We start from the raw sequence: 25,841 nt of genomic DNA on the forward strand, positions 1-25,841 counted from the left end.
GAAGCCGGGATGCCGCGTTGACAATGCCGACTTGGGTTTCTATAAGTCCCCTCCGTTCTGGCGTCCGGTCAGTACCTGCTCACCTGAAAGCGAAGCGAGATGATGGAATTCACGGATTTTGATGCCGAACTGGCCGACTGGAACACGCTGCAAGCCGCCAATCCCTGCTCGGGACTGCTGCTGGGCAACGGCGCCAGTCTTGCCGTGTGGAAGAACTTTGCCTACGACTCGCTGTTCGAGCTGGCGCAGACCACGCGCAACAAACCCCTGAGCGCCACTGAGCTGGCGCTGTTCAAATCCATGGAAACGGAGAATTTCGAACCCGTGCTCAGCGGCCTGAAAGTCGCCATGCGGGTCAATGCCGCGCTGACGATCGGGTCGTCCTCGCCACGGAACCGTTACTTCGCGATAAAGGAAGCCCTGATTCATGGCATCCGGTCGGCGCATGTACCGTGGCGGCTGATGGAAGCGGCCACCATTGCCAGGATCAGCGAAGCCTTGAGCCAGTACCAGACGGTGTACTCCACCAATTACGACCTGCTGGCGTACTGGGCGGCAATGCATGGCGCACAGCCGTTTGATGACCTGTTCGACGACGACGCGATGTTCAACCTGCACCGCACCGGCAGCCACGCAACGCGCATCCTGTACCTCCACGGCGGCATGCACCTGGTGAAGAACTTCGATGGCACGGCACGCAAGTTGATGTCCTCGGAAAGCACGCTGCTGGGCAGCTTCGCGATCAATGCGCTGGAGGATGTGCCGCTGTTTGTCTGCGAAGGGCGCAGCGACGACAAGATGAAGATCATCCGCGGCTCGGACTATCTTTCGTTTTGCCACGCTCAACTGGCGCAGCATCAGGGCGCGCTGTGCGTCTTCGGCCACTCGCTGGGCAAACACGATCGACACATCCTCAACGCCATTCTCCAGGCCCGCCCGGAGCGTATCGCCATCTCAGTGCTGCCACGCAGTGACGCGTTCATCCAGCACCAGAAACGCCGCTACAGCGAATTGTTTGAAGGGCAGAACATCGAGCTGACATTCTTCAACGCCACCACCCACCCGCTGGGCGACCCGGCGCTTGCCGTGCCGGTGGCGCGATTGAAGGAAGCGTTGGAGTTGAAGAAGAGCTGAGGGGTTGGCGTAAGAGTGGGCCCGCCGCCGGACACCTCATTAGCTTGTTCACCCAAGAACCGATGACGAACGCTGATCTTGTGGGAGTCAGCTTGCAGACGAAGAGGCCGTCACAGGCTGCCAACTTTCAGCTACCGTAAGTCAGCCTTCGCGAGCAAGCTCGCTCCCACAAAGGCCATGGAGGTCAGACGATCGTCGGCATCATTGCGATCCGGGCGAACGGAGCCGAACCCGCCTGCGAGGTCCGGTCCTCCAGTCGCTCACCGCTTCGAATCTTCCCAGCCGCTGGCCTTTACTCGTTACCTTCCGACAACGCCCCCACCACCACTGCCCCACTCTGATTGTGTTTGCTGACGCTGGTGGCGACCGATTCGGTGGTCAGGCGCATGCTGCTGAGGGCGGCAAGCCGATCACTGCTTGTCGTGTGCACAACGCTGCCTGACCATTGAGCGGCCACCGTCGCCAGCCATGCGAAAAGGAATACCACGACACCCTGCAACGCCCATTTTCCGATACCCGACACGATGGTTCTCCTGGCTGAATTCGACGGCATCAATTTGACCTTCAACTGTTGCAGGAACGTTGCATTCAACTTCTGCACCAACATTTGAGGCGATTGAGTGCTCGCCAGGAAAATCCTCGAAAACGGCAGTTCCACCCTTGACCGATTGCCGGCTGAAGCCGGTCCTACACAAGCATCGCGGTCGGTTAGTAGGACCGGCTTCAGCCGGGAAGCTTTTGAAGTGTACGGACGATTCCGCGCGCATCTGTAAAGGGCCGCCACCCAGGTTCTGTGGCTGAATACCGGTGCGTTTCGCACCCACAAGAACAAGGCAAGACCCTCTATGTCCTCTCGTGAAAACACCGGCATGGCCCTCGGACTGATCGGCGTGGTGATCTTCAGTCTGACGCTGCCCATGACCCGCATCGTAGTGCAGGAAATTCATCCCTTGCTCAACGGGCTGGGCCGCGCCTTGTTTGCGGCGGTGCCGGCGGCGGCGTTGCTGCTGTGGCGCAGGGAAAAATGGCCGACCCTGGCTCAGTTCAAGGCCTTGATGGTGGTCGCGCTTGGGGTGATCGTCGGGTTCCCGGTGCTCTCGGCCTGGGCCATGAAAACCCTGCCTGCCTCCCACGGCGCACTGGTCAATGGCCTGCAACCGCTGCTGGTGGCCATCTACGCCGCATGGCTCTCCCACGAGCGCCCGTCGAAAGCCTTCTGGGCCTGCGCGGCCATGGGCAGCGTTCTGGTGCTGGGTTACGCGCTGATCAGCGGGGCCGGCAACCTTCAGGCCGGTGATCTGCTGATGGTCGCTGCGGTGGCGATTGGCGGGCTGGGTTATGCCGAAGGCGGGCGGCTGGCGAAGGAGATGGGTGGCTGGCAGGTGATCTGCTGGGCGCTGGTGATTTCGATCCCGGTACTGATCGTGCCCGTCAGCTATCTGGCGTGGCAGCACCAAGGCCCGATTTCCCCCGGGACCTGGTGGGCCTTCGGTTACGTGTCGCTGTTCTCGCAATTCATCGGATTCTTCGCCTGGTACGCCGGGCTGGCCATGGGCGGCATCGCGCGGGTCAGCCAGATCCAACTGGTGCAGCTGTTCTTCACCATGGCCTTCTCGGCGCTGTTTTTCGGCGAGCACATTGACCCGACAACCTGGATCTTCGCCGCCGGTGTCGTGGTCGTGCTGGCCATCGGGCGCAAAACGGCTGTGATTGCACCCAAGCCCGTCGCCGCCGCTCGCATTTAACCGAGCAGGCCATCCGCCTGGAGCAAGCGCTCCAGGCACTGCTCCTGAATCCCGTAGAACACTTTCAGCTCCTGAATCTTCGCCAGCAATTCAGCAGGGTCCGCCGGGCTGGTGCGTTTGACCGCCAGGATCATCTTGTTCTTGTTGGTGTGCTCCAGCGAGATGAACTCGAAAACCTTGGTTTCATAGCCGCAGGCTTCCAGCAGCAGCGCGCGCAAGGCATCGGTGACCATCTCGGCCTGCTGGCCCATGTGCAAACCGTATTGCAGCATCGGCTTGAGCAGCGTCGGGCTCTGGATCTGCAGGCGGATCTGTTTGTGGCAGCACGGCGAGCACATGATGATCGAGGCGCCCGAGCGGATGCCGGTGTGAATCGCGTAGTCGGTGGCGATGTCGCAGGCGTGCAAGGCGATCATGACGTCCAGTTCGCTGGGCGCCACCGAGCGCACGTCACCGCACTTGAACACCAGCCCCGGATGCTCAAGCCGCGCGGCAGCGTTGTTGCACAGCGAGACCATGTCTTCGCGCAACTCGACGCCGGTGACGTTGCCCTCGGCCTGCAAGGTGTTGCGCAGGTAATCGTGGATGGCGAAGGTGAGATAGCCCTTGCCCGATCCGAAATCCGCAACCGTCACGGGCCTGTCCAGCTTGATCGGCGAGGTCGCCAGCGCGTGGGAAAACACTTCGATGAACTTGTTGATCTGCTTCCACTTGCGCGACATCGCCGGGATCAGCTCGTGCTGCTTGTTGGTCACGCCAAGATCGGTCAGGAACGGCCGGCTCAGTTCCAGATAACGTTTTTTCTCGCGGTCATGCTCGGCGGTCGGGGCTTCGCGTTCTTGCTGGGCCTTGTTGCGGAACAGCGTGCTCTTGCCCTTCTTGCTGAACTCCAGCTGCACTTCATCGGTGAGGGAAAGCAGATGCGCGTTCTTGAAGGACTCGGGCAACAGACTGGTGATCAGCGAATGCGCCTCGACCAAGGGGTGATTCTTGGTGATGTCGCGGGTCTTGTAGCGGTAGACGAAGGACAGGCAAGGCTGATCCTTGACTGTGACGGGCTTGATGATGACCCGCTGCAATTCCGCTTCACTTCCGACGTACTTGGCCAGCACCAGTTTGATCAGCGAATTTTGCGTCAGGCAGGTGTCCAGCAGACTCAGAAACTGAGCACGGTGGTCCTGCGCAGGAACGGTGGCGGGTGCGGTAACGGACATCGGAAAGCGCCTCGGGAGCGGAAATGCGAGGCGCTATTTTAGGCGGGTCGTGAGGAGTAGGTGCAATTAAATGACGCGGAGCGTCAGAAGAGGCATTCCCACGCGCAGCGCGGGAACGATCCTCACTCGGTCGGACACCTACGGATGATCGTCCCCACGCTCCGCGTGGTGACGCAGCCCTTGACGCTCTGCGTCAGATCTCTGCGGCATGAGACCGATTTACCCCAACACCACCAACCGATTCGGCAACTCGTTGCGCGCCTGGGTCACGGGCACCTGCTCGCTCAGCACATCGCCGCACGAACGGATGCACCCGACAAACCCCTCCAGAATCCGGCCATCCTTCACCTGCCGGGTAAAGGTCTCGACCATCGCGCGCCAGACTTCGTTATCGACGCGTCGGGCGATGCCATCGTCGACGATGATTTCGACGTAGCGCTCGGCCTCGCTGACGAAAATCAGCACGCCGGTGCCATGGGTGGTGGCATGAAGATTCTGTTCGAGAAACTGCCGTCGGGCGAGATTGCCCGCCCGCCAGTGCCGCACGCGAACAGGCACCAGCCGCGTAGTGACGCCAGGCAACCGGCACAGCAGCGCCACCACAATGAACGTGATGACCTGCACCAGCAGCAGATGATTAGCGTTGAGCCAGCCGGTCAGCAGGTTGATCAGCCCCGGCACGAGCAGCGCGATGACCCCGGCCCAGATCAGCGGTACGTAGGTGTAGTCGTCTGCACTGCTTGCCAGCACCGTCACCAGTTCCGCGTCGGTCTGACGCTCGACGGTTTCGATGGCGTGGGCAACCCGCTGCTGTTCGTCTTTATTGAGCAATGTCATGCACCTAAACCCTTCCTGAGCGAACGACTACCAGCCACCGGAGGCACCGCCCCCGCCAAAACCACCACCGCCACCGCGCATGCCGCCCGAGCCCGAGCCGCCTGAGCCGAAGCCGCCAGAGCCGCCGGAACCAAACCCGCCGAACCCGCCGCCCCCGGAGCCGATGGAACGGCCTCGCCCAGAACGTGCGCTGATGTAACTGATGACCACGAACAGCACCAGAAACAGCAAGGTCACTTTCCAGTCGACACCCTCGTTCTCGCTCGCCGCTGCGCTGCCGGTGGCGCCGACTGCGGGTTCGGCAAGGGGATCGCCGCCGAGTACCTGGACCATCGCCTCGGTGCCTTTGGTGATACCGCCCACAAAATCGCCCTGGCGGAACGCCGGCGTGATGATCTGATTGATGATCACTGATGATTGCGCATCCGTCAGACGATCTTCCAGGCCGTAACCCACTTCGATGCGCACCTTGCGTTCGTCCCGGGCGACCACCAACAGAGCGCCGTTGTCCTTGCCCTTCTGGCCGATGCCCCAGTGACGACCTAGCTGATAGCCGTAGTCCTCAATGGTCGAGCCCTGCAGGTCAGGCAGTGTGACCACCACCACTTGCTCGGTGGTCAGTTCTTCGTGCGCGCGCAGCATCTGTTCGAGATGCTCTTTGCTCGGGCCATCGATCATCCCGGCGGTGTCGACGACCCGCCCGGTCAGCGGCGGAAACGTGAGGTCGGCTTGCGCCCACTGGGCAAATACGCCCACCGTCATCGCCAGAAACGCGACCAGCACTCCCCGGCGCGCGCGTCCCATCAGAACTTCACTTGCGGCGCTTTATCAGCGTCAGCGGCAGTGGCTTCAAAGTTCGGACGCACCGGCAGATCGCTGTACATCACGGTATGCCACAGACGGCCCGGGAAAGTGCGGATCTCGGTGTTGTAACGCTCGACCGCCGTGATGAAGTCGCGACGGGCCACCGCGATACGGTTTTCCGTGCCTTCAAGCTGGGACTGCAGCGCGAGGAAGTTCTGGTTGGATTTGAGGTCCGGATAGCGCTCCGAGACCACCATCAAACGGCTCAGTGCGCCGGTCAGCTGACCTTGTGCATCCTGGAACTGCTTAAGTTTGGCCGGATCGTTCAGGGTTGTGGCGTCCACCTGAATCGACGTTGCCTTGGCCCGCGCTTCGACAACGGCGGTCAGCGTATCCTGCTCTTGCTTTGCGTAGCCCTTCACCGTTTCCACGAGGTTGGGGATCAAGTCGGCGCGGCGCTGATACTGGTTCTGCACTTGAGCCCAGGCGGCCTTCACCTGCTCGTCGTAGGTCGGAATGTTGTTGATCCCGCAGCCGGACAACAGCGTCGTCAGCAGCATCATCAACGCCAGTGACAATTTGTAACGACTGCCCCGGCTGTGGTCATAACGCTCTGTTTGCATGGCGTGCGTGCTCCCTGTACTCATCAATAGTTAGTCCTGTCAGTCATGACTTTAGCCAAACCGGACGATCCCCGGCATAATCGCGCCCCATCACGTTGTCAGGGCTCTGGATTGCCGGGCCACAATCAGATAAAACTCGTTGCGCTACTGATGCTCATATGAGACAGGAGTTCAGCGACGTTGCCGTCCTGATGACAATAAAAACCAAAGGTTCGACACCTATAACAATGGCTGACCGGTATTACGCGCGAGTTGCCGGCAACGCCTTGAGAAAACCATTCATGAATAAGCTGTGTTTCCTGAGTCTCGTCATCGGCCTGGTCAGTCAGTCCGCCTGGGCCGAAAACGCCACCACTGGCGTTGGCACCCCCTCCACGCTGCAAGCCAAGAATGCATTCATCGCCAACCTGATGAAGCAAATGACCCTCGACGAGAAGATCGGTCAACTGCGTCTGATCAGCATCGGCCCGGAGATGCCCAAGCCGGAAATTCTCAAGGAAATCACCGCAGGCCGCATCGGCGGCACGTTCAACTCCGTCGTGCTGCCGGACAACCGCGCCATGCAGGACGCCGCCGGGCACAGCCGCAACAAGATCCCGATGTTCTTCGCCTACGACGTCGTCCACGGCCAGCGCACCGTATTCCCGATCAGCCTGGGTCTCGCGTCGACCTGGGACATGAACGCCATCACCCGCACCGGTCGCGTGTCAGCGATCGAAGCCGCGGCCGACGGCGTGGACATGACCTTTGCACCGATGGTCGACATCACCCGCGACGCGCGCTGGGGCCGCAGCTCCGAAGGCTTCGGCGAGGATACCTATCTGGTGTCGCGCATCTCCGCCACCATGACCCGCGCGTTTCAGGGCACCAGCATGCAGGCGCCCAACAGCATCATGGCGGTGGTCAAACACTTCGCCCTGTATGGCGCGGTCGAGGGCGGTCGCGACTACAACACCGTCGACATGAGCCCGGTGCGCATGCAGCAGGACTACCTGCCGCCCTACCGCGCATCGATTGATGCCGGCGCAGGCGGCGTGATGATCGCGCTCAATTCCATCAATGGCGTGCCTTCCACGTCCAACGCCTGGCTGCTGCAGGATGTCTTGCGCAGGGATTGGGGCTTCAAGGGCGTAACCGTCAGCGACCACGGCGCGATCAAGGAACTGATCGACCACGGCGTGGCCAAGGACTTCCGCGAAGCCGCCAAGCTGGCGATCAAGGCCGGCGTCGACCTGAGCATGAACGACAAGGCCTACGGCGAAGAACTGCCGGATCTGGTAAAGAGCGGCGAAGTGTCGGTCAAAGAAGTCGATAACGCCGTACGTGAAGTGCTTGGCGCCAAGTGGGAAATGGGCCTGTTCGCCAACCCATACCTGCGCATCGGCGCGGCAGTGGATGACCCGGCCGACCGCAACGCCGAAAACCGTCTGCACCGTGCCGAAGCCCGCGACGTTGCGCGCAAGAGCGTCGTGCTGCTGAAGAACCAGAACGACACCCTGCCACTGAAGAAGCAAGGCACCATCGCTGTGATCGGTCCGCTGGCCAAGAGCTCGATGGACATGATGGGCAGTTGGTCAGCGGCCGGGCTGGCGCGTCAGACCGTCAACGCCTATGACGGCATTGCGGCGGCGGTCGGCGACAAGGCCAAGCTGGTTTATGCACTGGGCTCCAACATCACCGACAACCAGCACGCCATCACTTACCTGAACAAGATGGACGACCAGATCGCCATCGACCCGCGTCCCGAGCAGGAAATGATCGACGAAGCGGTCAAGGCCGCGCAGCAGGCGGACGTGGTGGTTGCCGTTGTGGGTGAGTCGCGCAACATGTCCCATGAAGCGGCGAGCCGTGTCGACCTGGTAATACCGGGCCGTCAACGGGACCTGATCCGCGCGCTCAAGGCTACGGGCAAACCGCTGGTGCTGGTGCTGATGAATGGCCGGCCGCTGGCGCTGGGTGAAGAAAACGAACTCGCCGACGCCATGGTGGAAAGCTGGTTCCTCGGCACCGAGGGCGGCAATGCCCTGGCTGACGTGCTGTTCGGCGACTACAACCCGTCCGGCAAACTGCCGATGACCTTCCCACGCTCCGTGGGCCAGGTCCCGGCGTACTACAACCACCTGAACACCGGCCGCCCGTATCGCCCGAACGATTCGAACTACACCTCGAACTATTTCGAAGAGCCGACCAGCCCGCTGTTCCCGTTCGGTTACGGCCTGAGCTACACCCAGTTCAGCGTGTCGGACATTACCCTGTCGATCAACAAGATGACCCGCAAGGACAAGCTGACCGCCAGCGTCATGGTCAAGAACACCGGCAAGGTCGCGGGTGAGACCGTGGTTCAGCTGTACCTGCGCGATGTAGCCGCTTCCATCAGCCGTCCGGTGAAGGAGCTGAAGAACTTCCAGAAAGTCATGCTGAAGTCGGGTGAAGAGAAGTCCGTGAGCTTCACCCTGACCGAAGAAGACCTGAAGTTCTTCAACCCGTCGCTGAAGTACGCGGCCGAGGCTGGCGAGTTCAAGCTGATGATCGGCCTGGATTCGGAGAACGTGAAAGAGACGACGTTTAACTTGCTGTAAGGCAGGAATCCGGGGCGAATGCGCCAGCCACTGAAAGGAGGTCATGCCCATGCCCCGTTCCGTCCGCCTTATGCTCTACGTGTTGCTGATCCTCGCCGGTGCCGTCATTGCGGCGACGCTGGCGATGCATCAGGCTCAGCGCCATGCCCTGGAAGACGACGCTGAACAATCCAGGGATCGGCTGGCGCTCTATGCCAATACGCTGCAAACCCTGATCGAGCGCTACCGCGCGTTGCCAGCCGTTCTGGCCCTCGATCCGCAACTGCGGGCGGCACTGGCCGGACCGGTCAGCGCCGACACCACCCAGGCGCTCAATCTCAAACTGGAGCAGATCAACGGGGCTGCCCAGTCCTCCACTCTCGAGCTTCTTGATCGAAACGGGCTTGCCGTCGGCGCTAGCAACTGGCGTCTGCCGAGCAGTTACGTGGGCCACAACTACGGCTTCCGCCCCTACTTCACGCAAACCCGCGCCACTGGCGTCGGACGCTTTTATGCGGTCGGCGTGACCAGCGGCATCCCGGGGTATTTCCTGTCGAACGCGGTGCGCGATGAGGCCGGGCAGTTCATCGGGGCGATGGTGGTCAAGCTGGAGTTTCCGGACCTCGAACACACCTGGGCGCAAAACGATGACCTGCTGCTGGTCAGCGACGCCAAAGGCATCGTCTTCATTGCCAATCAGCCGGGCTGGCGCTATCGGGCGTTGCGAGCACTCACCGATCAGGACCGCGCCGAACTGGCGAGCACCCGCCAATACGACAAACAGCCGCTGACGCCCTTGAGTCAGGAGCCGCTGCGGACGTTCGGCGAAAACAGCCACCTCAGCCGCGTCGACGCGCCGAATGAGCAGGCCGATTTTTTGTGGCAGTCGATGCTGCTGCCGACCGAGGGCTGGACCTTGCACCTGCTGCGCAAGCCCCAGACTGCCAGTGAAGATGTGCGCAATGCGGGTCTGGCGGCAGCAGGCATCTGGCTGACGCTGGTGTTCCTCGGGTTGTTTCTGTATCAGCGCTGGCGCCTCGGCCGGGTCCGCCAGCGCAGTCGCGAAGAGCTTGAACGTTTGGTTGAAGAACGCACGCGGGATCTGCAAACGGCGCAGGACGGTCTGGTGCAGTCGACCAAACTGGCGGCGCTCGGTCAGATGTCCGCCGCCCTCGCCCACGAAATCAACCAGCCGCTGACGGCGCAGCGCATGCAACTCGCGACCCTGCGCCTGCTGCTGGAGCATGGCCGCGTCGACGATGCGCACAAAGCGATGAGCCTGCTGGATCAGCAACTGACGCGCATGGCCGCGCTCACCGGCCACCTGAAAACCTTTGCCCGCAAAAGCCCCAGCGGCCTGCGCGAACGCCTTGATCTGGCCACCGTCGTCGACCAGGCGCTGCTGTTGCTGGACGCACGTATTCGGGAAGAACGTGTCAGTTGCGTGCTCGACCTGACGCGTCCGGCGTGGGTGCGCGGCGACGCGATTCGGCTTGAACAGGTGCTGATCAACCTGATGCGCAACGCCCTCGACGCGATGGGCGATAAACCCCTCAAGCGCCTGGAGATCCGCATCGACGCAACCGGCGAGCACTGGTGCCTTTCCGTCATCGACAGTGGCGGCGGAATTGCCCACGAACACCTGGCCAACGTCTTCGATCCGTTTTTCACCACCAAGCCGGTGGGCGACGGCCTCGGGCTGGGGCTCGCGGTTTCGTTTGCCATCGTGCATGAGCTGGGCGGTCGGCTCAGCGCCGAAAACGTCAACAACGGCGCGCGGTTTTTCTTCTGTCTGACCCAGGCCCCGGAGGCCGACGCCCCATGCTGAACGCGGTAATCGTGGTGGATGACGAGGCGCCCATTCGCGAAGCGGTGCAGCAATGGCTCACGCTGTCCGGGTTCGAGGTGCGCCTGTTCAGCCGTGCCGAGGAATGCCTGGCGCATCTGCCGGATCACTTCCCCGGCGTGATCCTCAGCGATGTGCGCATGCCCGGCATGGATGGTTTGCAATTGCTGGCAGCGTTGCAGCTGCGAGACCGTGATTTGCCGGTGATCTTGCTGACCGGCCACGGTGACGTGCCTATGGCCGTGGACGCCATGCGCGACGGCGCCTATGACTTTCTCGAGAAGCCGTTCAGCCCCGAAACCCTGCTCGGCAGTTTGCGGCGGGCCCTGGAGAAGCGCGCGCTGGTGCTGGAAAACCGCGCGTTGCACGAACGCGCGGATAACCGCTCGCGTCTCGATGCGACGCTGCTGGGCATGTCGCCGACGATGCAGACTTTAAGGCGGCAGGTGCTGGACCTCTCGCAACTGCCGGTCAATGTGCTGATTCGCGGCGAGACCGGCAGCGGCAAGGAAATGGTCGCGCGTTGCCTGCATGACTTCGGTCCGCGGGCCGACAAACCTTTCGTTGCGGTCAACTGCGCGGCGATCCCGGAGCAGCTGTTCGAAGCCGAGCTGTTCGGACACGAAAGCGGCGCGTTCACCGGCGCTCAGGGCAAGCGAATCGGCAAGCTGGAGTACGCCCACGGCGGCACGGTGTTCCTCGACGAAATCGAAAGCATGCCGCTGGCGCAGCAGGTCAAGCTGCTGCGGGTGATTCAGGAACGGCGAATCGAGCGCCTGGGTTCGAACCAGAGCATCGATATTGATTTGCGCATCATTGCCGCGACCAAGCCTGACCTGCTGGACGAAGCCAGGGCGGGGCGTTTCCGCGAGGACCTGGCGTATCGGCTGAATATCGCGGAATTGCGCCTTCCGCCATTGCGCGAGCGGCGAGAAGACATCCCGATGCTGTTCAGCCATTTCTCGCGAAATGCGGCGGAGCGCCTGGGTCGCAGCGCGCCGGTATTGAGTGGTGAACAGCTGAGCCATCTGCTCAGCCACGACTGGCCAGGGAACGTGCGCGAGCTGGCGAATGCGGCCGAGCGCCAGGTGCTGGGGCTGGACGGTCCCGCTGCGGAAGGCAGCGCGGTAGGTCAGTCTCTCGTGGCGCAGCAAGAAGCGTTCGAAGCCCATTGCATTCGTTCGGCGTTGCGACGGCATAGGGGCGACATCAAAGCGGCCATGCACGAACTGCAACTGCCCCGCCGCACGCTGAATGAAAAGATGCAGCGGCACGGGTTGGTGCGCGAGGACTTTCTGGTCGAAGGTAATACACAGAGTTGAGCTGACCGGATGTAATCTGTGTAGGACCGGCTTCAGCCGGGAACAGGCCCGTTTGATTGCCATCACATTTGTGGTGTAACCACCGACGCATTCCCGGCTAAAGCCAGTCCTACAGAATGATCGCAGCGCGTTAGTAGGACCGGCTTCAGCCGGGAACGGCTTTCTGGCAATGAGCGGATTTTCGCTCATGGGTTTCAGACAACAAGCGGATTTCCGCTTACCCTCGCCGCGATAACCCTTCTATTCCGGGCCTTTCAGCCTTTGGCACAGCTCCTGCTATCACTGTTGTCAGACCGCCTCGATGCGTTCCTTCTAACAACAATGACTTGCAGGAAATCCCATGGCCATCCCCAATTCTGCCTCCCACGGAACGGCTGCCACGCTAGCCGCCGAGAAAACCACCGGAAGCCGCCTGAAATCCATTTTCAGCGGTTCGGTCGGCAACATGGTTGAGTGGTACGACTGGTACGTCTACGCCGCCTTCTCCCTCTACTTCGCCAAAGTCTTCTTTCCCAAGGGCGACACCACCGCCCAGCTCCTCAACACCGCCGCGATCTTCGCCGTGGGCTTCTTGATGCGCCCTATCGGCGGCTGGCTGATGGGCCTTTATGCAGATCGCAAAGGCCGCAAGGCCGCGCTGATGGCGTCGGTGCTGCTGATGTGTTTCGGTTCGCTGATCATCGCCCTCACCCCCGGTTACGAAACCATCGGCGTCGGCGCCCCAATCATGCTGGTGTTCGCCCGCCTTTTGCAGGGCCTGTCGGTCGGTGGCGAATACGGCACCTCGGCGACCTATCTCAGCGAGATGGCGACCAAAGAGCGCCGGGGCTTCTTCTCAAGCTTTCAGTACGTGACGCTGATCTCCGGCCAGCTCATCGCGCTGGCGGTGCTGATCGTGCTGCAACAAACGCTGACCACTGAACAGCTGCACGCGTGGGGCTGGCGCATCCCGTTTGCCATCGGCGCATTGTGCGCAGTGGTGGCGCTGTTCCTGCGTCGCGGCATGGAAGAGACCGAGTCGTTCAACCGCAAGAAGGACAAACCCAAAGAAAGCCTCATGCGTACACTGATGCGCCATCCGAAAGAGCTGATGACCGTGGTCGGCCTGACCATGGGTGGCACGCTGGCCTTCTATACCTACACGACCTACATGCAGAAGTATCTGGTGAACACGGTGGGCATGAGCATCACCGATTCGACGACGATTTCTGCCGCCACGCTTTTCCTGTTCATGCTGTTGCAACCGGTGATCGGCGCGCTGTCTGACAAGATTGGTCGCCGCCCGATCCTGATTGCCTTTGGCGTGCTGGGCACCTTGTGTACCGTGCCAATCCTCACCACCCTCCACACCATCCAAAGCTGGTGGGGTGCGTTCTTCCTGATCATGGCCGCGCTGATCATCGTCAGCGGGTACACCTCGATCAACGCCGTGGTGAAAGCCGAACTGTTCCCGACCGAGATCCGCGCCCTGGGCGTCGGCCTGCCGTACGCACTGACGGTGTCGATCTTCGGCGGTACGGCCGAGTACATCGCGCTGTGGTTCAAGAGCATCGGCATGGAAACGGGTTACTACTGGTACGTCACCGCCTGCATCGCGGTGTCGCTGCTGGTGTATGTGTTCATGAAGGACACCCGCAAGCACTCACGGATCGAAACCGATTGATTTGACCCGGCTGCGAGCCGCTTCGACCAGCGCTTCAAGACAGAAAAACAAGGGCAGCTCACTCACGTGAGCTGCCCTTTTGCGCTTCTAGGCGCCGCTAAGTGCATGAATAACACTCGCTTTTGGCAGTATCAATTTCAGCGATGATCGCTACCAATGCGATTGACTTCTTAATAATTCTGAGGCGAGTAAAGTTCACTCCATACCGAGTTACCCACTAATTAAATCGATCTGGAGCAACTAATCATGAAAACTAACAAACTGATTTTCGGCCTCGCTTTCTCCATTCTTGCAAGCAGCGCCTTTGCACTTCCATCCGTTGATGCGCACCACGCTGTTAATGCTGCGGTTGTTGCAGAAAACGGCTCGTCCCACACTAACATCGGGCGCGTTGCTGCTGACGGTTCGGACCACGTCGGTGCCAACCGCCTCGCTGCTGACGGTGCCGACCATGTAGGTGCAAACCGCCTCGCTGCTGACGGTGCCGACCATGTAGGTGCAAACCGTCTCGCTGCTGACGGTGCCGACCATGTAGGTGCCAACCGCCTCGCTGCTGACGGTGCCGACCATGTAGGCGCAAACCGCCTCGCTGCTGACGGTGCGGATCATGTAGGTGCCAACCGTCTGGCTGCTGACGGTGCCGACCACGTAGGTGCCAACCGCCTCGCAGCTGACGGCTCGGACCATGTTGGTGCAAATCGCCTGAGCTGATCACCCCTGTCGTTCTCTCAGCCCGGCTTTATGCCGGGCTTAATTTTGTCCACTACAAAACCTGAAACCCCTGGTGTGACTGGGCGCATGCCGGAATCTTGCCAGCAACGAAGCAGGTTGCACTCGCCGCGATTCCATTCGATGTCATCCCTTGGCCCCTTCTAGCCGCTAACGCGCTAGCAATATTTACCACTCTAGTCAACAGGCAAATTCGCCGCCGCTCGTGAAAATTGCCCCATCCCAGCGCAAATCTCCCGACAACGCTTTAAAACCGGGCATTCCAGCCAACTATCATTTTTAGCGATGGTCGATAGCAATAGCGTTAACTTCAACTTAATCTGCACGCGCGTAAAATTGGCTCCATTCCCAAGTTGAAAAAATTATTGAACTTACTGGAGCAACACTCATGAAAACTTCAAATATTATCTTTGGTCTTAGTCTGTCAATTCTGGCATCGAGCGCATTTGCTCTGCCTGTGTCCGAACAGCACTCTGCATTTAACGGCACTGTAGTAGCAGAAGGCGGTTCTTCTCATACAAACGCATCGCACACCGGTTCTTACCGTCAGGCCTCCGACGGTTCTGACCATGTTGGCGCCAATCGTCTCGCCGCTCACGGCGCTGACCACGTGGGTGCCAATCGCCAGGCCGCAGATGGTGCTGATCACGTCGGCGCCAATCGTCTGGCCGCAGACGGCGCTGATCACGTCGGTGCCAACCGCGTCAGCTAAGTTGCCCGCATCACGTTGCCTGCTTCACGTCCAACCGCTTCATGTTCCACCTCCTGAACTCCCTTTGTAGCCCGACGCGTGTCGGGCTTTTTTTTGCCCGGGGTTTGGAGGCTGCTGGAATCCTTATTCAATGCCTTGCACTATGTCGGCCCGCACCCCGTGCACGCGCACACCGTGGCCGATACGCCGGCACAACACCATTCAGGAACACACCATGTCAGACGATATACATTTCTACGAACCGTCCAAGGGTCACGGACTGCCCCACGACCCGTTCAACGCCATCGTGGGCCCACGCCCGATAGGCTGGATCTCGTCCCAGGACGCAGAAGGCAAGCTGAACCTGGCGCCCTACAGTTTCTTCAACGCCTTCAACTATGTGCCGCCGATCATCGGGTTCTGCAGCATCGGCCGCAAAGACAGCCTGAACAATATCGAACAGACCGGCGAATTCGTCTGGAACCTTGCCACGCGCAGCCTGGCCGAGCAGATGAACATGAGTTGCGCGGCAGTGCCGGCGGATGTGAGCGAGTTCGAACTCGCGGGCCTGACGGCAGAACCGTCGCGCATCGTTTCCGTCCCGAGGGTCAAAGAGACGCCGGTTTCGTTCGAATGCAAAGTGACGCAGATCATCCAGCTGCAACGCGCCGACAAGGAAGTCGTGCCGAGCTGGCTGATTCTGGGGGAAGTGGTGGCCGTGCACATTGCCAAGCGGCTGCTGAAGGAAGGTGTCTATGACACCGCAGCCGGCGAGCCCATCCTGCGCGGCGGCGGCCCGGCCGACTATTTTCAGCTGAGCGCAGAGTCGCTGTTCAAGATGTACCGGCCGAAAGTCTGATCAATCCCGGGCGAATACCAGTTCGCCCTCTTGCGTGACGTCGGCGAGCCGCTCCAGCTCTTTCACAGCGGCGTCGTCAGCGGCGAGCGCGGTAGGGAATTTCTGCTCGGCCAGCACGCGGTGAAAAGTCGGCGCGCCGCCCATGACCCTGGCCTTGACGGCAATGGCGGCGCTGTAGCCGTCGTCACCGGGAACGGCTGCAGAAACGGCTTCGTGATGCTGGAATTCTTTGCGTGCCATGGTTCGACGCCTTGCCTTGAAAATGAGGCCGGGATTTTAAACGCAGGCGTTCTAACTCTCGAAAGGTTTTCTTTGCAGGCCCTTATAGGCTGAGCCAAGTGAGCACCAGCACTGAACCCACTAGCCCGCCAGGCGAGCATCCACAGAGACATGAGCCATCTGTGCCTGAACCGTCGTCACGGTGGCAAACGTTTGAAAATCCAGGCTCGTCACCAGCATCTCGGTCAGCAGTTCGGAAAAAAGGTTGAGCTCGGGGGCGGCGAACCAGTCGTTCATCGCGGAGGGATCGGCCCAGGTGCCGGTGATGACCCATAGATCTTCGTCGGTCAGGGATTTCTGCAGCGCAAAGTGCAGGCAACCCGACGCCGCAGCGGACGGGCTGATCAGGCTGCTCAAGCGGGCGCCCAGTTGCGTACTGTGTCCGGGGCGGGCGCGGACGGAGACCCAATGGCTCACGACTGAAGTGTTTGGCATGCTCGGCGCTCCTTCTTTTTTGCGTGCGTGTCTTTAGCAGACGAGCCGTGCTCCGGGACCGTTTATCCGGGAAGCAGGCTGCGGCTGAAAGTGAAGGTTAGGGGCGAAAGCACGCCCAACGGTAGCCGATTACTGCCACGTTATTGCCTGATTCTGCGCCGACAGCTTCACAGCAAGAGCCGACCTCGACGCTGCGCCTCGTGATTACCATGGACTTTCGAGCAATGATCTCAAACGAACAGGGCCCATTCATGGCATCGCAACACCTCGGTAACAGAATCAGGCAAGCATCCGGCAGGATTCGCCTAACGCTTGCGCTTGCCCAAAAATAAGCTGTGCTGCATCAATGCCCTGTCAGAGGAATTCCCCATGTCGCTATCCGCTCTTGCGCCGTCCGCCCCGGATGCTCGACCTGTTGCCGAGCTGAGTGCGCAGATGACGCAGCAGCGCGCCGAGCTGGCAGAACTGATCCGCCGGCATGCCCCCGCCGATGGCAGTTTCCAGACGGTGATCAAGTCGCTGTTCATGGTTCGCCACGATAGGCCGTCGCAATCGGTGCCCGGCTTGGTACAACCGGCGCTGTGCATCATGGCTCAGGGCCGCAAGGACGTGACGCTGGGCGGCGAGCTGTACACCTACGACCCGCTCAATTACCTGGTGCTGTCGGTGGCGTTGCCCATCAGCGGCAAGGTGATTTACGCGACGCCGGAAGAACCGCATCTGGCCCTGCGCCTGGAAATCGACCCGGTGGAAATCAACGCGCTGATCGCCGAGGCCGGACCGATGAGCGTGCCGACGCGTCACAGCGGGCGCGGCATGTACGTCGAGCGGATCGACTCACAGCTGCTCGACGCCGTCATCCGCCTGATCCGCCTGCTGGACACGCCGAAAGACATTCCCATGCTCGCACCGCTGATCAACCGGGAGATTCTTTACCGACTCCTGCGTGGGAGCGAAGGGCACCGGCTGTACGAAATCGCCATCTCCAACTGCCAGACCCATCGCGTCACCCAAGCGATCAAATGGCTCAACGACCATTTCCAGGAGCCGCTGCGGATTGAAGATCTGGCGAAGGAGGTGAACCTGAGCGTCTCGACGCTGCACCACCGTTTCAAGTCCGTCACCGCCATGAGCCCGCTGCAATACCAGAAACAGCTGCGACTGCAGGAGGCCCGGCGATTGATGCTGGCGGACGGCCTGGAGGCGTCGGCCGCCGGTTACCGGGTCGGCTACGAAAGCGCTTCGCAGTTCAGCCGCGAGTACAGCCGCCTGTTCGGCGCGCCACCGTTGCGGGACCTGGCACGCCTGCGCAGCACGGTCTGAAACACGCTGATCAGTTGATCTGAAACATCAGCCGAGGCTGCTCATCCAGCGCTTTTGGTCGACCTCGATCAAGGTCGGGCCGTCACGCTGGCCGGCTGAGTTCAAGGCCGCCGTCAGTTGCTCAACGCTGCCAACCGCTTCCGCGGCGCATCCCAGTGCCATGGCCACCCCGATGAAATCAGGCGTGTAGATGTCGACGCCGATGGGTTCAATGGCGCGGTTGACCATGTACTTTTTGATTTCTTCGTAGCCCTGGTTATTCCACAACAGCACGACGATGGGCGTCCGCGCCTCCACCGCACTCGCCAGTTCGGACAGGGTGAACTGCAGGCCGCCGTCGCCAATAAGACACACCACCGGGTTGGATGCACCCGCGTCTTGAATGCCCAGCCATGCACCCACGGCGGCGGGCAAGGCGTAGCCAAGTGTTCCGTAACCGGTGGAGGAGTTGAACCAGCGGCGGGGCTTGTCGAGGTCGAGGGTCAAGTTGCCGGTGTAGACGGGCTGGGTAGAGTCGCCCACGATCACGGCCTCCGGCAGTGCTTCGAGCACCGTCCTCAGGAACAGGGTCTGCGCACGGGTGGCGTCGTCCCAGCCCGCCCCAAGACGCTTCCTCAGCGCAGCGACTCGCGCATGCCCCCAATCTCCGCTGCGTGGCGCCAGCACTTCGTTGGCCAACGCGTCCATCAAAGCCTCGGCAGCGTATTGAGCGTCGGACACCAGCCCGAGGGTCGGCGGGAAGTTGCGCACGGTCTGATCAGGGTCGATGTCGATGCGCAGCAACGCGCCCGGTATCTTGAAGTGGCCCTGAAAGGTGATGTCGTAATCGGTCTCGGCCAGTTCAGTACCGATGGCCAGCACCACGTCGGCGTTTTCAATGACCTCGCGGGTGGCGTCGAGGGATTGCGTCGAGCCGATCAGAAGTGGGTGATCGCCCGGCAGCATGCCTTTGGCGTTAATGGTCAGCGCGACCGGCGCGTCCAGCCGTTCCGCCAGACGCGTCAGCGCCGGGGCGGCGTCAATGGCGCCGCCTCCGGCCAGAATCAACGGCCGTTGCGCCGTGGCCAACAAAGTCGCCATCTGCCGAATCGCTGCAGGCGCCGGCCCCGCGCGGGTCACCGATACGGATTGGCTATTCACCAGGGCGTCGGCATTTTCCACCAGCACGTCCAGCGGGATCTCGATATGCACGGGGCGCGGCCGCGCCGCTTGAAACACCGCAAAGGCCCGGGCCAGCATTGACGGCAATTCAGCCGCTGACATCAGCGTGTGGGAGAACGCCGCGACGCCAGCGACCAGTGCGCTCTGGGACGGCAGCTCATGCAGCTTGCCGCGACCGCCGCCCAACTGGCTGCGCGACTGTACGCTGGAAATCACCAGCATCGGGATCGAGTCCCCATACGCCTGACCCATCGCCGTGGTGATGTTGGTCATGCCGGGCCCGGTGATGATGAAGCACACGCCGGGCTTGCCTCGCGTGCGCGCATAACCGTCTGCCATAAAGCCTGCACCCTGCTCATGACGCGGAGTGATGTGGGTTATCGACGAACCCGCCAGTCCCCGGTAAAGCTCGACCGTGTGCACGCCCGGAATCCCGAACACTCGCTCGACCCCATAACCTTCCAGCAACCTGACCAGCACTTCCCCGCACGTCGCCATGTATCTGCCCCTTGTTAAGTCTTGCCCGACGCTGCCCGCCCATTTGCCAGGATCAGCAGGCGACCATTGAAGCGGCGCGACCGTATCGACCACAACGCAAAAAATGTCATGCTTAGCCATGTCCTCAGATCATGGCTCATCCTGCCGATGAAACGCCTTCCGCCCCTGCCCGCCCTGCACACGTTCCTGATCACCGCGAAGTGCTGCAACTTCACTCGGGCTGCCGAGGCGCTGCATATCACCCAAGGCGCAGTCAGTCGGCAGATTTCCGGACTGGAAGCTCATCTGGGCTATCGCCTGTTCAATCGTCAGGCCCGGGGCTTGAACCTGACCGCCCAGGGCCGTGAATTGCTGCCGCGCATCGAACAGGTGTTCAGCCTGATCGAAGAAGCGCTGGATCAGGTCGATGCCAAACCGAGGGCGCTACAGATCAAGGCGCCGACCTGCATCAGCCGCTGGTTATTGCCGCGCCTCATGCAGTGGCAGAAAGAGCGGCCTGACGTGCCGGTGCGTCTGACCACGACCAGCGCCCACACCGTGGATTTTCGCCGGGAGGATTTCGATGCCGCCGTGGTGTTCGGCGCACACCCAGGTGATTTCACCCACGTGCAGCACCTTTTCGACGAACAACTCACGCCGGTGTGCTCGCCATCACTGCCATTCAGCAATCCCCTCTCCCGCCTCGCCGATCTGGAACGGCACATGCTCCTGCACCCCACCCTCGACGAGCGGGACTGGACGCTGTGGCTGAAAGCCGCCAGGGCGAAGCTGAGCAATGTCGAGCAGGGCCAGCACTTCGACACGATGGACCTGGCGATGACCGTCGCGTCTCAAGGGTCCGGCGTTGCCATCGGCGACTGGTCGCTGATCGGCGAAGACCTGAGCGCCGGGCGGCTGGTCATGCCGTTCGAGCTGAGAGTGCGGACCGGCGCGGCGTATTACTTCGTGCATCCCAGAGGCGCCAGCATCCCTTCCCCACTGCAGGATCTGCTGGACTGGCTGTCGCTGCAGGCGGCAGAAAGGCGCATCGGCTGAGCGGCGCAATGCTCGCTCTTCCTCCATGGCCCGCCTGATACAAACATTCAATCCCCCCTCGCCCGGCCAACTCGCCGTAAGCGACCTACACTGACAGTGTCCGCTCTGAACCAGATGTCCTACCGGATCGAGGCAAATGTCATGAGAACCACAATAAAAAGACAGTGTGTTTATGTCGTCGCCGTTACTGCCGTATTGAGCCTGTATGTCGCAGGTGCTTACCGAATCGAACAAATGCGGCAAACGCCCCGCATGGCGGTGGTCTGCACGATGGGGCATTGCGTCCCTACGGATGCGACGTTCAGCGCCCTGCGTTGACGGCAAACGCCGGTCAATCCGACGCTTAAAAACCCCGCAGCCTGCTATCGATTAGCAAGCTAACGGACTAGACTTGGCAAAAATTCCTGCGGGTGTTCAGCGGGTCAATCTGCCAGTCGAGTCCCTTCTGTGACGAGCCTCAATCAACCCCGTCCGGACATCCGCAGCATTCTGTTTGCGCTGATGATGGCCGTCTTCCTCAGTGCGCTGGATCAGACCATTGTTGCGGTCTCGATGCCGGCCATCTCAGCCCAATTCCAGGATTTCGACCTGCTCGCCTGGGTGATTTCCGCCTACATGGTCGCGCTGACCGTGGCCGTGCCGATTTACGGCAAGCTGGGGGACTTGTACGGTCGGCGCCGCTTGATGCTGTTCGGGCTGGCGACGTTTACCCTGGCCTCGCTGTTCTGCGCCATGGCCCAGAGCATGGAACAACTGGTGCTGGCGCGAGTGCTGCAAGGCATCGGCGCCGGCGGCATGGTCTCCGTGAGCCAGGCGATCATCGGCGACATCGTCCCGCCCCGGGAGCGCGGTCGCTATCAGGGTTACTTCAGCGGGATGTACGCAGCGGCGAGCGTGGCCGGGCCGGTGCTCGGCGGCTTCATGACCGAGTACCTGTCGTGGCGATGGGTGTTCATCATCAACTTGCCACTGGGGCTGGCTGCATGGTGGGTCGCGCGCAAAACGCTGGTTGGCCTGCCGATCCCTCAACGCAAACCGGTGATCGACTACCTGGGTACGGTGTTGATGATCATCGGCCTGACCGCCTTGCTGCTGGGCATTACCGAAATCGGTCAGGGCCACGGCTGGCGCGATGATTCGGTGGTCATGCAATTGTCGGTCGCGCTGCTCGCGCTGGTGATTTTTGTGTTGTACGAACGGCGCACCCGCGAACCATTACTGCCCATGCACCTGTTCGCCAATCGCAGCGCAGTGCTCTGCTGGTGCACTATTTTCTTCACCAGCTTTCAGGCCATCTCGCTGATCGTACTGCTGCCGCTGCGTTTTCAGACCGTCACCGGCGCAGGTGCCGACAGCGCGGCGTTGCACCTGATGCCATTGGCCATCGGCATGCCCATAGGCGCGTACTTCGGCGGCCGCCGCACATCGCTGACGGGCCGCTACAAGCCAATCATCCTCACTGGCGCAGCGTTGATGCCGCTGGCGATCCTCGGCATCGCCTTCACGCCACCTCAGTCGGTCATTCTGACCAGCCTGTTCATGGTCCTGACCGGCATTGCCAGCGGCATGCAATTCCCGACGTCGCTGGTGGGCACACAGAACTCGGTGGAGGTCAAAGACATGGGCGTGGCGACCAGCACGACCAACCTGTTTCGTTCCCTGGGCGGCGCGGTCGGTGTGGCGACCATGTCGGCGCTGCTGCTGGCGATGCTCGCCGGTTCCGGCATCGCCCAGGTCGGCGGCGGTTCGATCCCGGGCGAGGGCTCGGGCAATGTGCTGATGGACAGTCTGCATACCGCCAGCGGCCCGGCCCTTGAATTGCTGCGCGGGCAACTGTCGATGACCTTCCAGCATCTGTTGATGGCCAGCGCGGCGGTGTCGCTACTGGGTCTGTCAGCTGCGCTGGCAATGCCCAATAACCTGCTGCGCGGGCGGGACGACAAGGACCGATAAACGAGCCTGCCAGACCGATCAGCCGCTGTAGTAACCCACCGCCACCAGGAATTCACCGACCTTGCGCACGTAAGCGTGCTTATGTTCGATCTTGCTGGTGACCGGATTGCGCCAGCGGTATTCGTACTCGCCTTCGGGCTGCTTCTTGATCAGCTCGAGCATTGGAATGCCAACCGGTTTGCCTTCCGGATCCTTGACCTTGCTGAAGTCGGTGTTCACCAGCCGCAGATTGGTGCCGTGGGCCACGTAGCGTCTGGTCTCAACGTTCACCACGAAGACATACAGATCGTCTTGCAGAAACCCGCCCTTGAGGTCATTGATCGCATGGAGGGTGCCGTCTTTATCCTGGTCCAGCGCCTTGGAAGCTTTGTCGAGCAACGCCCTCGCCTGCTCCGGCGAAGCACGGGGCAAGTAATAACCGACAGCCAACACTCGATCGCCGATGCGCTGGAAATACACCCGCTTGCGCTCGACCTTGCCGTCGCGCCAGTTCTGCCAGCGATATTCGGCCTGCTGAACGCCGGCGCTTTCCGGGGTTTGCAGCACCTGCCTGAAGGTTTTCTGCAACTCAGGATCAAGCACGGACGACACATCTCGGCCGATTAACGCGACCGATGGCCCGCCACTTGCAAGCATGATGCCTTTGGTATCGGTGACGAAAACATAACGCTCGCCATCAACAAACTCGCCCTGGCGGCTGTACTCGGCCAGCGCTTTGTCTCCCTGGACGCGATACCGGGCAACGGCTTTTTCCAGCAGTCCCTTGGCCGCTGCCGCTTCCTCGGCTTCGTCGCCTGCTGCCCAGCCCTGCCCGATGCACAAGGCAGCGAGCACACCCATCAGTAGCCTGCTGCATGCGTTTTTTGACACGACTGCCATCGCTTCGCCCCCACTCTTATTGGTTATGGGCCAAGCGTAGACGGGAGATTGCGATAGGGCAGCATTCGGCACTTCAATGAGTACCCGGACCTGAATGAGCGCTGAATCACCGGTTTCGCTGAGTAAAGCGAAGGTAAACCGCCTTTTCAGCGAAGGTCAGGCGCGGTATAGATACAGGCCAAACGCCATTTAGGCCGACGTGGTATCGCGTAACGCCGGGCTGAAGCGGAGCATGTCGAGAATGCCATCGACCAGACGCTCGGCGTCGTCATGCAGCGGGAAGCTTTCCGGCACCAGCAGCCACTGGCCGATGATGCCGTGGATATAAGCATGCAGGCAGATCGCAGCGCGCTGCGGATTGAGGTCAGCGGGGAGCTGGCCTTGCCGGGAAGCATTACTGAGCGCCAGCGCAATCCGCTCGTTGGCGTCAAGCCAGACAAATTGCCGTTGTTGCCGCATGTCACACATTTCGTCGGTAAATTCGAATTTATGGAACAGAATTTCATTGATGCGACGGGTTTTAGGATCGCTGGCAACTTGCTGAAACAAATGAATGAGAAGCTTGCGCGTCCATCCCAGCGGGTCTACTTCATCTTCGCTTTCGCTCGCCCTCGCCATCTCTTCCAGAGGCTCATGCAGGCTGTCGAGCATGGCCTGGACCAGATCGGCCTTGTTGCTGAAATGCCAATAGATCGCGCCGCGGGTCACGCCAGCCAAGGCCGCAATATCGGCAAGCGTCGTGCGGGAGACCCCTCGATCGTAGAAAGCCTGCTCGGCAGCTTCGAGGATCTGCTTGCGCGTTTCCTGGGCTTCTTCTTTCGTGCGTCGAACCATGGCAGTAAAAACCTCAATGAAAGTGCCTCAGGCGCTCTGGTCGAGTGGCCTGCACAGCACGTCGGGCGGCCTTTGTAATGCCTTGTCCCGGACCTACAATCGATACCCTCGGTGCGTTGGAGTGTCGCACTCGTGGGTGTTTACAAACAACCGTGAATGTAAGTATATTCATTAGCATCCTACTTATCTAGCTGGAATACTTTCCCGCCCTCTTTCCACTACCCATGAGTTCAGGCTCCTGACCCGAGGATCTTCATGCAATTCAAGCCAGCTGTTACCGTACTGGTCACTGCCGTCGCCCTGGCATCGCTGCTCTCCGGATGCAGCAAGAAGGAAGAAGCGGCCGCAGCACCACCGCCCCCTCAGGTCGGCGTCGTTACTCTGAAAACCCAGGCCTACACCCTCACCTCTGAACTTCCCGGTCGGACCACTGCGTTCCGTATCGCCGAAGTGCGTCCGCAAGTGAACGGCATCATTCTCAAGCGCCTGTTTACTGAAGGTGCGGACGTCAAAGCCGGTCAGCAGCTCTATCAGATCGACCCGGCGATTTACCAGGCCACCCTGGACAGCGCCAAAGCGACCTACGAATCCTCCAACTCCCTCGCTGGCCGCTATAAGCAGCTGATCAACGAGCAAGCCGTCAGCCGTCAGGAATACGACACGGCGGTGGGTTCGGCTCGTGAAGCGAAGGCGGCGGTGCAGACAGCGGAGATCAACCTGCGCTACACCAAGGTCTATGCGCCGATCTCCGGCCGCATCGGTCGCTCGCTGGTGACGGAAGGTGCGCTGGTCAGCAACGGCCAGGCCGATGCGATGGCCACCATTCAGCAGCTCGACCCGATTTACGTCGACGTGATCCAGTCTTCGGCCGAGATGCTCAAGCTGCGTCGCGAACTGGAAAGCGGCAAGCTGCAGAAAGCCGGCGAGAACTCCGCGAAGGTCAAGCTGGTACTGGAAGACGGCAGCCTCTACCCCATCGAAGGCAAGCTTGAGTTCTCCGAAGTGTCGGTCGACCAGACCACCGGTTCCGTGACGCTGCGCGCCGTGTTCCCGAACCCGGATCACACTCTGTTGCCGGGCATGTTCGTGCATGCACGACTGCAATCGGGCGTGGCCGAGAACGCGATCCTGGTTCCACAGCAAGGCATCACCCGTGATCTGAAAGGCACGCCAACCGCATTGGTGGTGAACGCCGACAACAAGGTCGAGTCCCGCACGCTGGTTGCCAACCGCACCATCGGCAGCGACTGGTTGGTTGAAAAGGGCCTGAACGCAGGTGATCGCGTGATTACCGAAGGGCTGCAATACGTCAAGCCAGGCGCTGAAGTGAAAGTGGCCGAAGCCACCAACGTCAACGCAGCTAACCCGGCAACTGCCCCGGCAACTGATAAAGCCGCAGGCAGCAAAGGGGAGTAATTC

23 protein-coding genes are annotated in these 25,841 nt (G+C 61.0%); 13 read left to right on the top strand and 10 right to left on the bottom strand.

Features of this window, described 5'->3' with window-relative positions; translation table 11 throughout:
* Positions 1–99: 99 nt before the first annotated feature.
* Entirely contained in the window at positions 100–1,134 is a 1,035-nt protein-coding gene (locus FX982_RS02290; protein WP_172609493.1) for a DUF4917 family protein, read from the top strand.
* A 292-nt stretch (positions 1,135–1,426) separates the two neighbouring features.
* Here the strand turns inward: FX982_RS02290 and FX982_RS02295 are convergent, their stop codons facing one another.
* Complete coding sequence (locus FX982_RS02295) at positions 1,427–1,792, bottom strand: hypothetical protein (RefSeq protein WP_172609162.1); 366 nt, start codon at positions 1,790–1,792, stop codon at positions 1,427–1,429.
* Positions 1,793–1,979: 187 nt separating this feature from the next.
* On the opposite strand from FX982_RS02295, the gene FX982_RS02300 reads away from it, so the two are divergent.
* The gene (locus FX982_RS02300; RefSeq protein ID WP_172609494.1) at positions 1,980–2,879 is read left to right on the top strand and encodes a DMT family transporter; all 900 of its coding nucleotides are present in this window, start codon (positions 1,980–1,982) and stop codon (positions 2,877–2,879) included.
* Here the strand turns inward: FX982_RS02300 and FX982_RS02305 are convergent.
* The 4 genes from FX982_RS02305 to FX982_RS02320 form a co-directional block, all read right to left on the bottom strand.
* Positions 2,876–4,093 carry a class I SAM-dependent methyltransferase gene (locus FX982_RS02305; RefSeq protein WP_172609495.1) on the bottom strand — a complete coding sequence of 406 codons (1,218 nt, stop codon included), beginning with the start codon at positions 4,091–4,093 and terminating at the stop codon, positions 2,876–2,878. The genes FX982_RS02300 and FX982_RS02305 overlap by 4 nt on opposite strands.
* Positions 4,094–4,312: 219 nt before the next feature.
* Positions 4,313–4,930 (bottom strand): TPM domain-containing protein, encoded by a 618-nt coding sequence (locus FX982_RS02310; RefSeq protein WP_172609496.1) that lies wholly within the window; start codon positions 4,928–4,930, stop codon positions 4,313–4,315.
* Positions 4,931–4,957: 27 nt separating this feature from the next.
* Complete coding sequence (locus tag FX982_RS02315) at positions 4,958–5,734, bottom strand: TPM domain-containing protein (RefSeq protein WP_172609497.1); 777 nt, start codon at positions 5,732–5,734, stop codon at positions 4,958–4,960.
* Entirely contained in the window at positions 5,734–6,297 is a 564-nt protein-coding gene (locus FX982_RS02320; RefSeq protein ID WP_438826312.1) for a LemA family protein, read from the bottom strand. Before FX982_RS02320 ends, FX982_RS02315 begins: the two co-directional genes overlap by 1 nt.
* 341 nt (positions 6,298–6,638) lie before the next feature.
* On the opposite strand from FX982_RS02320, the gene bglX reads away from it, so the two are divergent.
* The 7 genes from bglX (at position 6,639) to FX982_RS02355 (ending at position 16,025) form a co-directional block, all read left to right on the top strand.
* The gene (bglX, locus tag FX982_RS02325) at positions 6,639–8,936 is read left to right on the top strand and encodes a beta-glucosidase BglX (RefSeq protein ID WP_172609499.1); all 2,298 of its coding nucleotides are present in this window, start codon (positions 6,639–6,641) and stop codon (positions 8,934–8,936) included.
* A gap of 43 nt (positions 8,937–8,979) precedes the next feature.
* Positions 8,980–10,743, top strand: a complete 1,764-nt coding sequence (locus FX982_RS02330; protein ID WP_172609500.1) for an ATP-binding protein — start codon at positions 8,980–8,982, stop codon at positions 10,741–10,743.
* Positions 10,737–12,083 carry a sigma-54-dependent transcriptional regulator gene (locus FX982_RS02335; protein WP_172609501.1) on the top strand — a complete coding sequence of 449 codons (1,347 nt, stop codon included), beginning with the start codon at positions 10,737–10,739 and terminating at the stop codon, positions 12,081–12,083. Before FX982_RS02330 ends, FX982_RS02335 begins: the two co-directional genes overlap by 7 nt.
* 340 nt (positions 12,084–12,423) lie before the next feature.
* Complete coding sequence (locus FX982_RS02340) at positions 12,424–13,746, top strand: MFS transporter (RefSeq protein ID WP_172609502.1); 1,323 nt, start codon at positions 12,424–12,426, stop codon at positions 13,744–13,746.
* Positions 13,747–13,992: 246 nt separating this feature from the next.
* Positions 13,993–14,457, top strand: coding sequence for a hypothetical protein (locus FX982_RS24655; protein ID WP_172609503.1), 465 nt, complete (start codon positions 13,993–13,995; stop codon positions 14,455–14,457).
* A 406-nt stretch (positions 14,458–14,863) separates the two neighbouring features.
* Positions 14,864–15,187, top strand: a complete 324-nt coding sequence (locus FX982_RS02350) for a hypothetical protein (RefSeq protein ID WP_172609504.1) — start codon at positions 14,864–14,866, stop codon at positions 15,185–15,187.
* A 214-nt stretch (positions 15,188–15,401) separates the two neighbouring features.
* Positions 15,402–16,025 (top strand): flavin reductase family protein, encoded by a 624-nt coding sequence (locus tag FX982_RS02355; protein ID WP_122536018.1) that lies wholly within the window; start codon positions 15,402–15,404, stop codon positions 16,023–16,025.
* On the opposite strand, the gene FX982_RS02360 is transcribed toward FX982_RS02355, so the two are convergent.
* Positions 16,026–16,265, bottom strand: a complete 240-nt coding sequence (locus FX982_RS02360; protein WP_122536017.1) for a hypothetical protein — start codon at positions 16,263–16,265, stop codon at positions 16,026–16,028.
* 120 nt (positions 16,266–16,385) lie between these two features.
* A complete protein-coding gene (locus FX982_RS02365) occupies positions 16,386–16,739 on the bottom strand; it encodes an antibiotic biosynthesis monooxygenase family protein (protein WP_172609505.1) in 354 nt (117 codons plus the stop codon).
* Positions 16,740–17,108: 369 nt separating this feature from the next.
* Here FX982_RS02365 and FX982_RS02370 point away from each other — a divergent pair, with 369 nt between their 5' ends.
* Positions 17,109–18,062: an AraC family transcriptional regulator gene (locus FX982_RS02370; protein ID WP_122622413.1), complete on the top strand. Its 954-nt coding sequence runs from the start codon at positions 17,109–17,111 to the stop codon at positions 18,060–18,062.
* Between the two features lie 27 nt (positions 18,063–18,089).
* Here FX982_RS02370 and FX982_RS02375 read toward each other — a convergent pair whose 3' ends face one another.
* Positions 18,090–19,721: a 5-guanidino-2-oxopentanoate decarboxylase gene (locus FX982_RS02375; protein ID WP_172609506.1), complete on the bottom strand. Its 1,632-nt coding sequence runs from the start codon at positions 19,719–19,721 to the stop codon at positions 18,090–18,092.
* Positions 19,722–19,868: 147 nt separating this feature from the next.
* Here FX982_RS02375 and FX982_RS02380 point away from each other — a divergent pair, with 147 nt between their 5' ends.
* Together FX982_RS02380 and FX982_RS02385 are read left to right on the top strand one after the other, a co-directional pair.
* Positions 19,869–20,756: a LysR substrate-binding domain-containing protein gene (locus FX982_RS02380; RefSeq protein WP_172609507.1), complete on the top strand. Its 888-nt coding sequence runs from the start codon at positions 19,869–19,871 to the stop codon at positions 20,754–20,756.
* 447 nt (positions 20,757–21,203) lie between these two features.
* Complete coding sequence (locus tag FX982_RS02385; protein ID WP_172609508.1) at positions 21,204–22,709, top strand: MDR family MFS transporter; 1,506 nt, start codon at positions 21,204–21,206, stop codon at positions 22,707–22,709.
* A gap of 18 nt (positions 22,710–22,727) precedes the next feature.
* On the opposite strand, the gene FX982_RS02390 is transcribed toward FX982_RS02385, so the two are convergent.
* Together FX982_RS02390 and FX982_RS02395 are read right to left on the bottom strand one after the other, a co-directional pair.
* Entirely contained in the window at positions 22,728–23,588 is an 861-nt protein-coding gene (locus FX982_RS02390; RefSeq protein WP_172609509.1) for a cache domain-containing protein, read from the bottom strand.
* A 189-nt stretch (positions 23,589–23,777) separates the two neighbouring features.
* Positions 23,778–24,422, bottom strand: a complete 645-nt coding sequence (locus FX982_RS02395; protein WP_122536010.1) for a TetR family transcriptional regulator — start codon at positions 24,420–24,422, stop codon at positions 23,778–23,780.
* A gap of 255 nt (positions 24,423–24,677) precedes the next feature.
* Between FX982_RS02395 and FX982_RS02400 the strand changes: the two genes are divergently transcribed.
* A complete protein-coding gene (locus FX982_RS02400) occupies positions 24,678–25,838 on the top strand; it encodes an efflux RND transporter periplasmic adaptor subunit (RefSeq protein WP_172609510.1) in 1,161 nt (386 codons plus the stop codon).
* Positions 25,839–25,841: the final 3 nt, after the last annotated feature.

The sequence above is a fragment of the Pseudomonas graminis genome, from assembly GCF_013201545.1.
GTDB lineage: Bacteria > Pseudomonadota > Gammaproteobacteria > Pseudomonadales > Pseudomonadaceae > Aquipseudomonas.